This window comes from Bacillus sp. JJ634, from assembly GCF_036962285.1.
Taxonomy (GTDB): domain Bacteria; phylum Bacillota; class Bacilli; order Bacillales; family DSM-1321; genus Peribacillus; species Peribacillus asahii_A.
In genome coordinates, this window is sequence record NZ_JBALMU010000113.1 from 1 (window position 1) to 7476 (window position 7476).

Annotated in this window: 7 protein-coding genes; 1 reads left to right on the plus strand and 6 read right to left on the minus strand. The window is 38.3% G+C overall.

All coding sequences use genetic code 11. From position 1 onward, the window contains the following. Positions 1-75: 75 nt before the first annotated feature. Together lplA and V7068_RS16360 are read right to left on the minus strand one after the other, a co-directional pair. Positions 76-1065 carry a lipoate--protein ligase gene (lplA, locus tag V7068_RS16355; RefSeq protein ID WP_499713675.1) on the minus strand — a complete coding sequence of 330 codons (990 nt, stop codon included), beginning with the start codon at positions 1063-1065 and terminating at the stop codon, positions 76-78. Positions 1066-1090: 25 nt separating this feature from the next. Further along, positions 1091-1831, minus strand: a complete 741-nt coding sequence (locus V7068_RS16360) for an MBL fold metallo-hydrolase (protein WP_252295394.1) — start codon at positions 1829-1831, stop codon at positions 1091-1093. A gap of 308 nt (positions 1832-2139) precedes the next feature. On the opposite strand from V7068_RS16360, the gene yhfH reads away from it, so the two are divergent. Next, positions 2140-2268, plus strand: coding sequence for a protein YhfH (gene yhfH / locus V7068_RS16365; RefSeq protein WP_127759275.1), 129 nt, complete (start codon positions 2140-2142; stop codon positions 2266-2268). Between the two features lie 291 nt (positions 2269-2559). On the opposite strand, the gene V7068_RS16370 is transcribed toward yhfH, so the two are convergent. The 4 genes from V7068_RS16370 to V7068_RS16385 all read right to left on the minus strand — a co-directional run. Continuing rightward, positions 2560-4767, minus strand: coding sequence for a YhgE/Pip family protein (locus tag V7068_RS16370; RefSeq protein ID WP_499713676.1), 2208 nt, complete (start codon positions 4765-4767; stop codon positions 2560-2562). A 70-nt stretch (positions 4768-4837) separates the two neighbouring features. Further along, positions 4838-5416: a TetR/AcrR family transcriptional regulator gene (locus V7068_RS16375; protein ID WP_499713677.1), complete on the minus strand. Its 579-nt coding sequence runs from the start codon at positions 5414-5416 to the stop codon at positions 4838-4840. Positions 5417-5806: 390 nt separating this feature from the next. Beyond that, complete coding sequence (gene hemH / locus V7068_RS16380; protein ID WP_499713678.1) at positions 5807-6736, minus strand: ferrochelatase; 930 nt, start codon at positions 6734-6736, stop codon at positions 5807-5809. Positions 6737-6773: 37 nt separating this feature from the next. Continuing rightward, on the minus strand, positions 6774-7476 hold a 703-nt coding region (locus V7068_RS16385; protein ID WP_499713679.1), incomplete at its 5' end, for a uroporphyrinogen decarboxylase family protein.

Sequence of the window (7476 nt, forward strand, 5' to 3'; positions counted from 1 at the left end):
AAAATCAACAACATTATTTAACAGAACCTCTACACACAAAAAAACGCCCTAACTAAGCTAGGACGGATTTTCCAATTAAAAAATCAATTTCAATATATCTTCTTTTGTTACATTGCCAAAATAATGTTGTACATCGACCTCTTCTAATACCATATCAATGGCTTGTTTTTCATAACGAACGCCCGTTAATTTCTGTTCAATGTCTGTTACTTCTCCTACACCAAAGAAATCACCATAAATTTTACAGTTTTCAATTATCCCTTTATTCACTTCTAGTCTTATATCAATCGAACCAACTGGAAAACGATGAGAATGCTGTAAATTAAACTTTGGAGATCGACCATAATTCCAATCCCATTGCTGATATCGTTTTTCCGAAATTTTATGAATCTCCTTCCAATCCTCTTCCGTTAACACGTATTCTGGAATTTCCTCAGTTTCTTCAAAAATATTTTTTAATAAGAAGCTGCGAAATTCTTCAATTGTCATTGGTTCTTTTAAGAAATCTGCAATATTGCCGACACGGCTTCTAATAGACTTAATGCCTTTGGATTCGATTTTATCTTTCTTTACCTTCAATGCCGATACGATATGCTCCATTTCAGAATTAAACAATAACGTACCGTGGCTGAACATCCGTCCTCTTGTCGCAAACATCGCATTGCCGGAAATCTTCTTCCCTTCTGCCATAATATCGTTACGCCCGCTTAGCTCGGCTTGAACGCCCAGCTTGCCAAGCGCTTTCACAACAGGTTCAGTGAATTTTTTAAAATTATGAAAGCTATCTCCATCATCTTTCGTAATAAAGCTAAAATTCAGGTTCCCTAAATCGTGATAAACAGCTCCACCACCGGAAAGACGGCGAACAACCGTAATGCCCTGCTCATCTACATAGTCCTGATTAATCTCTTCAACCGTATTTTGATTCTTTCCGATAATAATCGCATTTTTATTAATATAAAATAATAAGTACGATTCATTAATATCTAAATGTTTTAACGCGTATTCCTCAATCGCCAAGTTAATTCGTGGGTCGGTGATTCCTTTGTTGTCAATAAAAAGCATCCTTGCTCCTCCTTTTTTTCATTCGTCAAAGCTGAAACTCTAAGCAGCTTTTCGCCAGTGCAATTTCACGCATAAATACTTCACCGGCTTCTTTCTTTAACTGCTGGTGATCTCCGTAATGCGGTAAATGAGTTAAAATTAAGAGCTGTACATTCGCCTTCTCCGCAATCATTCCTGCTTCTCGCGCTGTCATATGCCCTGCTTTCGAAGCGTCTGTATTTGTATCGCTGTAAAAGTTACTCTCGCACAACAATACGTTAGCCTCGCTTGCAAATTCCGCCAATTCATCCATATATGTAGTATCTCCCGTATATACGAGCGTGTCTCCTCCTGCTTCAATTCTCATCGCAAAGCATGGAGCCGGGTGATTCGTTTTCATAAATCGAAACGTAAAGGGGCCGATTTGTACGGGCTTTTCAGTTGAATAAGCAATTCCCTTTGTAATGTTTTTATATGAAAGTTTATTAAATTCAATCTGATCTAAAGAATGTCCATAGATTGGAAGTGTTTTCTGCTTACTGCCCAGCATTTGTTGAATTAAGAGCGCATGCTGTAATACCCCAATATCCGCAACATGATCTGGGTGATAATGACTTAACACAACCGCATCTAATTCTTCTGGTTTCAAATGGTTTTGCAATTGAGCTAACACACCGCTGCCACAATCAAGCAATACGCGATAATCCTCATATTCCAATAAGTATCCTGAACTTGCTTCATTTTTCGCTGGGTATCCACCCCAAAAACCAATAACGGTAATCTTCATGCTTATTGTCACTCCTTTTATCGCTTCTGCATTTAGTCCATATTCAATGGACAATAAAGTGAAACTTCTATCAATGGAGGTACTTTTGACTGTTGATGATTTGAGCTGAAACTGCGGCTTCAGAAGCAATGAACTACCCATTATTTTATGAAAAAATATTGAGTAACGAAGCCTACCACAAATATAAACTATTTGCTTATGTTTTGCATCTTTTCAAGAATGTTATAAAACATGTATTGACACAATAAAACTGTTATAATACAATTAAGTCACAGATAACCGATAAGTTGAACAGGAGGATGGATTTCATGATTAAAAGTAGCGTTGAATTCTTCAAAAACCTACCACCAAAGCAATGCGTAGAATGTGGAAAAAAGATCGAAGAACAACATGAATGTTACGGAAACAAATGTGACCATTGCTTGTCTACAAAATAACTTTTTTAAAATTGGTTCCATCATCCACTTTTTTAAAGTAGATGCTTCTATATAAGGGCTAGTTCATCACTGGTCCTATCCCCAAATTGTAAGACGATTCTTTTTAATGGGAATCGTTTTTTTTATTTATTGGCTTTGCTACAAGGTGTGTAAGAATAAGGCTTTACACGAGCAGGAGCCAAACATTAACAATGTTCTATAACAAAATAAAAGTCACCAAAAGACAACAAACGATCTTTTGGTGACTCTTCTTATTTTCTATCTAATCTAAACGGGCTAGTTCCGCTCTTCTTATTCTTCTGCTAATTCATTAACACCGGAATATTTCTTTTTATGGCTAATCACAAAATACAACAATGTTAACACCATAAAGCTTACCATAAAGCCGATAAGCACATATCCATTTTGCCACATTAAACTAAAGTTCCCACTAGAAATGACTTCTTTATAGCCTCGAACGGTATATGCCATTGGCAGCAAGCCATTGAAATCTTGTAGTGGCTGCGGAACTAATTCAATCGGAAATGTTCCCGCACTTGTTGTTAATTGTAAAATTAAGATGAGAATCGCTATAAAACGGCCTGGGTCTCCTAATGTTGTCACTAATAATTGAACCAATGTAATAAAGACTAAGCTTGTTAAAATAGAATATAGAATAAACAATGGTACACTTTGAACATCCATATCTAATACCCATAATGTGACTCCTGAAGCGATTAAAGCTTGGATTGTTCCAATAACCGTGATAACACTTAGTTTACTAGTAAACCAGCTAAACCCGCTGCGCGGAATATCAACTGGATCTTTATATGGAAATACAATAGAAAGTATTAGCGCTCCAACAAACAATCCTAACGATAAGAAATAAGGAGCAATACCTGTTCCGTAGTTTGGAACTTTATTTATGCTTTCTTTTTCAACAGTTACTGGCTCTGCGACCATATTATACGTTTTGTCGTTTGCCTGAATCTCGGATGCCTCTGTTGCTGCTTCATTGATTTCATCTTTAAATTCTGTAGAACCTTCTGCTAACTTATTAGTTCCATTCACGATTTGACTAGAACCTTCTGCTAGTTGACTAGATCCATCTGCTAATGCTGTTGAACCTGTTTGTAACTGATTGACCCCATCAACAAGTGTTGTCGAACCTTTAGCAAGATTTTGACTGCCGGCTGATGCTTCGGATAGCTTCTCACCAAACGTCACTAAGCCCACCCGTAATTGAGTTTGCCCTTCTGTTAATTGAGCGGCACCGTTTTTCAACTGCTCTGTCCCGTCGCTCAGTTCAGAAATCCCTGTTTGAAGCGCTTTTTGTCCGTTATTTAGTGCTGCGATTTTCTCAGATAACGTGGATGCTCCCGACTCTATTTGGCCTGCAGAGCTAGCTAATGTTTCATTGCCTTCTCCAAGTTTTGTTGCTCCGGCTGACAACTGTGCGAGTGCTTGCTTCAAAGCAGCTTGTTGTTCTTCAGGCAACGCGGGCATAACAGGCTCTAATTGTGATTGCAGTACAGCAACTCCTTCTTGCAATTCCTTTGCCCCTTGAGCTGCACTGTTCGCTCCTGTTTGAAATTTTTGTAACGAGTCCTCCAATTGTTTGCTGCCCTGATGAATTTGAGTCGTTCCTGATACAACTTCGTTCATTTTCTCTTCAACTGTACCTATGCCAGTATGAGCTTGGTCGATTCCAGCTTGAAGGCTTCCTGCTCCCTCTTCTGCTTTTTGAGCTCCTTCAATCAACTGATTTTGAGCATTGGCTAACTGACCTAAACCATCTGCAAGTGCTGCTGCTCCTTTTTGCAGCTCAACAGTCCCATCATGCACTTTCTTCGTACCGCCCGTAAACTCGACCTGCTTTTCAGCTAATAAGGTTAATTTCTCTTCTAGTGTTTTTGCTCCTTCATCAAGATCCATAATGCCATCTTTCAATTTTCCAGCTGCTTCGTCTGTAGACTCATATCCATCGGCCAGTTTCGTCATAATATCAAACATCGTTTCGGCATAAGTCTCTGTTACTTTTTCTGATAGCGCCTTTTGAATTTTAGCAACCGCTGTCTCGCCAATTTGAGCTGATAAAAAGTTAAAGCTCTCATTCGGCACGTACTTTAACTGTAACTTTTGCGGATCTTCATCCATCAATGTTGTTGCATTTTCTGAAAAGTTCTCGGGAATTTCGACTAATAAGTAATATTTTTGATCTTCTAAGTTTCTATAACCGGTTTCTCGATTCACAAACTGAAAATCAAAATCTTTGCTTTCCTTTAACTTATCAACAAATTCGTCTCCGAGCTGCAACTTTTCTCCTTCCATTTCAGCCCCTTTATCGTTATTCACAATCGCTACAGGTAAATCTTCTAAATGACTGTATGGATCCCAAAAGGCCCATAAAAACGTCCCGCTATATAAAATTGGAATAAACAAAATAGCAATAATCGAGACGAGCATTTTTTTATTTTTAAACAGTTCGACTACTTGCTGTTTTAATAAACTCGGTTTCAAAGTATTCCCTCCTAAACACAATTGACCATTTCGTTCAATTGGTCATAATGTTGCAAAAAAATATGGATTATCATGGAGCAATCGACAATCCAGTAAATAAATATAACTCAAATAGTTCAGCTATTTCTTTTTTTTCAAGAGGCTTATGATTTCGTTCCCAATCAGAAATAAACGCTAAATACAGCTTGAACATTAAAAAAGCGGTGATTTCAGGGTCACATGGGCGTATATACGCTTTCTCTATCGCTATCGAAATTTTTTCCTTCAAATACGAAACGATAGCAAGCTCCACTTCATTGAGCATCTCTTGAACAGCTGGTGTTCCCATTTCCTTTTCTTCTTGAACTAATTTAAGCGATAATTGATGCTCTTTTCTAAATTCAAGAATGCGATATACAGCTCGATGTAAATTCTCTTTGAAGCTTAATTCAGGCTGGATGGCTTGTTCCGCCTCCTGCTTCATTTCCTCAATCATCTGCAGTACAATCTCTTTAAATAACTGCTCTTTATTCGCATAAAAAGTATAAATTGTCCCTTTTCCAACATTCGCAATTTTTGCCACTTGATCCATTGTAGTCGCCTTATATCCGAACAACGAAAAAGACTTCGTAGCCGCTTCTAAAATGAGTTGTTTACGATCAATAGACATGTCTCACCTCTCACTGACCATTTTTCAAAATTGGTCATTCGGTTCTTTATGATAGTAACAAATTTTATTTTTCATAGCAAGCACTTTTCAAAAGACTTGATAAAGTACTACTGATTTTTGGCTCATTTTAGCTCTGGGTTCATGAAACGTGGGAGAAAGCTAGCTTTCTCCAAGCGTTTCATGAATCCAGAGCCACCTTTCAGCGGAGCTGAAAGGCGTGTGAGACCGCGGTCTCACACGAAATGAGCCAAAAATCGTTTGCAATCTTCTCTAACATCAACACCCTAAAAAAGCACAAGACGCTAAAACCAGACAACAAAAACACATCAAAGACTTTATCCTCAAAAAAAGAATGACCATCCCACAATATATTGGACAGTCATTCCTTTTTTATCCTTGTAATTTATTTAACACAATTGTTGCTAAAGCATCAATAAACGCTGGCTGCACATCCGGCATAGCAGGTCTATAATAGCTCGCCCCAATTTCATCTGTTACGACTTTACATTCATAATCATTATCATAGAGAACTTCTAAATGCGTCGATACAAATCCAACTGGGATATAGATAAACGCTTTATATCCTTTTTCCTCATATAAATCTCTCGTTAAATCTTGAACATCCGGGCCAAGCCAAGGTTCCGGTGTTTGTCCAGCGCTTTGCCAGCCGACTGCATAATTTGAAACGCCTGCACCGTCAGCAATCAGTTGAGCGGTTCCTTCTAGCTGCTTCGGATACGGGTCTCCCAATTGTATAATCTTTTCTGGTAAGCTATGAGCAGAAACAATTAATGCATAATTGTCACGTTCTTCTGCCGTCATGCGATTAATGACATCATTTAGCTCATCCACCCAAAACTGAATAAATTTCGGCTCGTCATACCAGCTTTCAACAGAAGTAATTTTTAGACCGTACTTTGCTGCTTCATCTTGAGCACGTCCATTATAAGATTTGACACTAAACGTTGAAAAATGCGGTGCTAATACAATACTTACGGCTTCTGTAATTCCATCATCTGCCATTTGTTTCACTGCGTCTTCGACAAACGGCTCGATATGTTTCAAGCCTAAATACGCTTTAAATTCAATCTCCTCTTGAATCTCATTTAAGCGTTTTTCAAGCCCTTTTGCTTGCCCTTCTGTAATACGTGCAAGCGGAGACAAACCGCCAATCGCTTTATATCTTCCTTTTAAATCTTCTAGTAATTCATCCGATGGTCTTCTGCCATGTCTAATATGTGTATAATATCTTTCAATATCCTCTTCTTTATTCGGTGTTCCATAGGCCATAACTAAAATCCCCATTTTCTTCCTTGCCACACATGTCACCTCTTTAGCTTCATCTACATTCCATTATTTATTTTTGACTAGCAGAATATTCATGGATAAAATTCGTTAATCGTTTTAAAACATCCGGATTCACAGAAGGGAACACACCGTGTCCAAGATTAAAGATGTATCCGTCTTGTGCCATCCCTTCATCAAGGATTGCTTTTGCCCGCTCCTCAATGACTTCCCAAGGAGCTAATAGAATAGCTGGATCTAAGTTTCCTTGTACAGTTTTGTGTATCCCCATGTTTCTTGCTTGTGAGATTGGTAAACGCCAATCTAAGCCGACTACATCAAGAGGTAAATCATTCCACTCTAGTGCTAGATGACTCGCACCGACTCCAAACATAATTAACGGGACATTTTCTTCTCGTAAAGAGGAGAAAATTCGCTCCATCACAGGTTTAATAAATACGCGGTAATCCGCTACATTTAGTGCCCCTACCCAAGAGTCAAAAATTTGCACAGCTTTTGCGCCTGCTTGAATTTGAGCCTTCACATATACGATAATCGTATCAGCTAATTTATCCATCAATGCGAACCAAGCTTTAGGTTCTGCATACATGAACGCTTTTGTTTTATTGTAGTTTTTCGATGGGCCGCCTTCAATCATGTAAGAAGCAATGGTAAAAGGAGCACCAGAAAAACCGATTAAAGGAACCGATAACTGCTCCGTTGTTAATAGTTTAATCGTATCTAAAACGTAAGGAACATCTTGCTCAGGATGCAAT

Bases quoted from the DNA above. Each gene is read 5' to 3' on its own strand.
- V7068_RS16375 (WP_499713677.1), bottom strand. From the start codon at position 5,416: ATGTCTATTGATCGTAAACAACTCATTTTAGAAGCGGCTACGAAGTCT.
- lplA (WP_499713675.1), bottom strand. From the start codon at position 1,065: ATGCTTTTTATTGACAACAAAGGAATCACCGACCCACGAATTAACTTG.
- V7068_RS16360 (WP_252295394.1), bottom strand. From the start codon at position 1,831: ATGAAGATTACCGTTATTGGTTTTTGGGGTGGATACCCAGCGAAAAAT.
- yhfH (WP_127759275.1), top strand. From the start codon at position 2,140: ATGATTAAAAGTAGCGTTGAATTCTTCAAAAACCTACCACCAAAGCAA.